This is a genomic window from Streptomyces palmae (genome assembly GCF_004684805.1).
GTDB classification, from domain to species: domain Bacteria; phylum Actinomycetota; class Actinomycetes; order Streptomycetales; family Streptomycetaceae; genus Streptomyces; species Streptomyces palmae.
This window is the reverse complement of record NZ_SRID01000598.1, coordinates 1-2,342: the sequence shown is the minus strand read 5'-3', so window position 1 is coordinate 2,342 and position 2,342 is coordinate 1. Positions and strand designations below refer to the sequence as shown.

1 protein-coding gene and 1 pseudogene are annotated in these 2,342 nt (G+C 71.4%); both read right to left on the bottom strand.

Going from position 1 to position 2,342, the window contains the following annotated elements:
- Nucleotides 1–1,032: pseudogene (locus tag E4099_RS31345) on the bottom strand (hypothetical protein); the annotation flags it as partial.
- A 35-nt stretch (nucleotides 1,033–1,067) separates the two neighbouring features.
- Nucleotides 1,068–2,075 (bottom strand): Pvc16 family protein, encoded by a 1,008-nt coding sequence (locus tag E4099_RS31340; protein WP_135342483.1) that lies wholly within the window; start codon nucleotides 2,073–2,075, stop codon nucleotides 1,068–1,070.
- Between the last annotated feature and the right edge of the window lie 267 nt (nucleotides 2,076–2,342).

Below are 2,342 nucleotides of genomic sequence, written 5' to 3'. Positions count from 1 at the left end.
GCGCAAGGGGGTGGGGCCGCAGGCGCCGTTGTCCCAGGGCCTGGAGCCGATCAGGATCAGCGGTGCCGCGGTGCCGTGGATGGCGGGTGAGGTCAGGATGTGCAGCGGATCCTGGTAGGCGTGCTCGTCGCCGTGGGTGGTGGTAAGGGCCTCCAGGGGTTCGGCGATCAGCGTGCAGCCGCGCAGGCGTGCCTCGCGGCGGGCGGCGGTGAGCACGCCCGCCGCGTCCTCGGGTGGGCCGATCCGCCGCAGGTCCAGGTGCAGGACGCAAGCGTCGCCCTTGGCGGTGGCCGCAGCGGCCTCCAGTACGTGGGCTCCCGGGTGCTGGCGCACGTGGACGAACGGGACCGATGCCGCCGCCGCGGCGGCCAGTTGCCGGAATGTGCGGTCCGCGCAGACGCCGGGGGCGACAGAGGAGGCTTGGACCAGGCGTGCGGCGGACAGCAGTGTGTCGTCGAGCCGGTCGTCGCCGGTCACGAAGGCGACGATCCGGTGTGCGGGCAGCAGCGGCCGGGCCAGGAATCCCATCTCCGGCGGCCCGGTGAGTTCCGCCAGCCCGCCCGCGCGCAGAGGTGCCGCGGCGCCCCACAGCGCGTAGGCGGCGGTATCGGGCAATCCGGCCAGACGTACGGTCAGGGCGGGGGTGGCGTGGCCGAGCGGTCCGACACCCTCGAAAGCGCGGTACAGCGAGGCGAAGCGGGAGTCCACGTGGGGAGCCGCGGCGGCAAGCCAGGCATCCAGCTCCGTGCCGTCCAGGCCGAAGGCACGCTGGACGCGGCGCAGCCGCAGCACACCGCCCTCCTCCAGCTCGGCGCGGTCGGCCCACTCTTCCACCGCGGACGTGGCGGCGTCCTCGTCGGCCGGACGGGCCGTTGGCGGTTCGAGGACGCCGTGCTGTGCCCCGCCGTCATCCGCGTCCAGCAGCTGCCGCACGCGGGCCTCCAGCACCCACAGGCGGGCCTGGAGATGCCGCTCGTCGGCCTCAGCCGGCCACCAGGGAGCGGGAACCGGGGTGGGATCCGACGCGGACATACGCCTTGCTCTCCTTTCTGCCCGGTCCAGGGCCGTCAGTCGTTGGGCGCGGCCACGGTCGCGACGGCCTCGGGGGAGTCGACGTACACCGTGCCGTCGTGAAGGGCGCGATCACCCACCGCCACCACATGCACCGTGTAGGGGATGCCGGGTTCCGGGTAGGCACCGGTCGCCTGGAAGCGGCCGTCCGGTGTGAGCATGGAGACGCTCATGCCTGACAGGTACACATCGCCGTCGCTCAGCCAGGCCCGGGCGCCGGTGGCGGTCCGCGGGATATGCCCCGTGATCGTGATGCGTCGCTCCTCTCCACCGGTCACGACGACGCTGTCCAGGTCCAGGCCGGGTGTGGGGAGCTGGCTGGCGGTGAGAGTGGTGGTCTCCTTCGGTGCGTCGCCGGTGGTGTGGGGTGTGATGTCGAAGGCCACGGCCTTCACCCAGGTGCCGGTGGTGATGGTGGACTGAGCGGGAAGCAGCGGGATGGTCACCGACAGGTCCAGAAACGGCCGCGGCGGGACCTGAAGCGCCGTCCACATCTCGCCTGCGGACCGCGCGTCCTCGGACGGCTGGTTCAAACGCAGCAGCGCCGACAGCCCGTACCGGTAGGCGCGACCGCCGGATTCCGGCGGGAGGTAGAGGGGCAGCTGGTCGACCGGGGCGAACAGCGTCAGCAGACTCTGGAACAGAGTATGCGTATCCAACGGCGGGTAACTGTCTCTCACCGTACTCAGGAGGACCGGCGCCCGTTCGTCGGCAGCGGTCGACGTAATGGAGACCATGTAGCCGAGTTCGGCATAGCGGGGCGGGTCGACTCTTCGCGGGTGGTCGCTCTCACGCCCGCCCAGATGGACGGTTCCGGAGTGCCGCCGTTGTACGTCCTCCCGAAGCCTGTAGAGGAAGAGGTTGATCAAGGGGCTGTTCGGGGGGTTCGCTTTGGGGGCGCCCAGGGACAGATAGGCCGTGTCCAGTGCCGGGGCCGTGGCCATGAGCCGGGCGAGTGAGAAGTCGACCATGTCGATGGTGACAGGCGGAGGAAGGGTGCTCACGGCGACGCCTTCTCCTCGGGAGCAGGGAGGAAGTCGCGTGGCGTGGCCGTGCTGGAGACGGTGCCCCTGGCCCCGGTGACCGGACCCGGCATGGCGATCCTCCCACGAGCGGTACAGCGGACACCGATCGTAAGACGCCCGTCCCAGCAGGGGGCGCCGTCGAGGGGTGGGCGTCGCCGAGACTCACCCGATCGGCGAGGCGGACCAGCACGTTGAGAACCTGCTCCTCCTGGTCAGACGGGCGGCGGCAGAGGCCCAGGCGGCGGG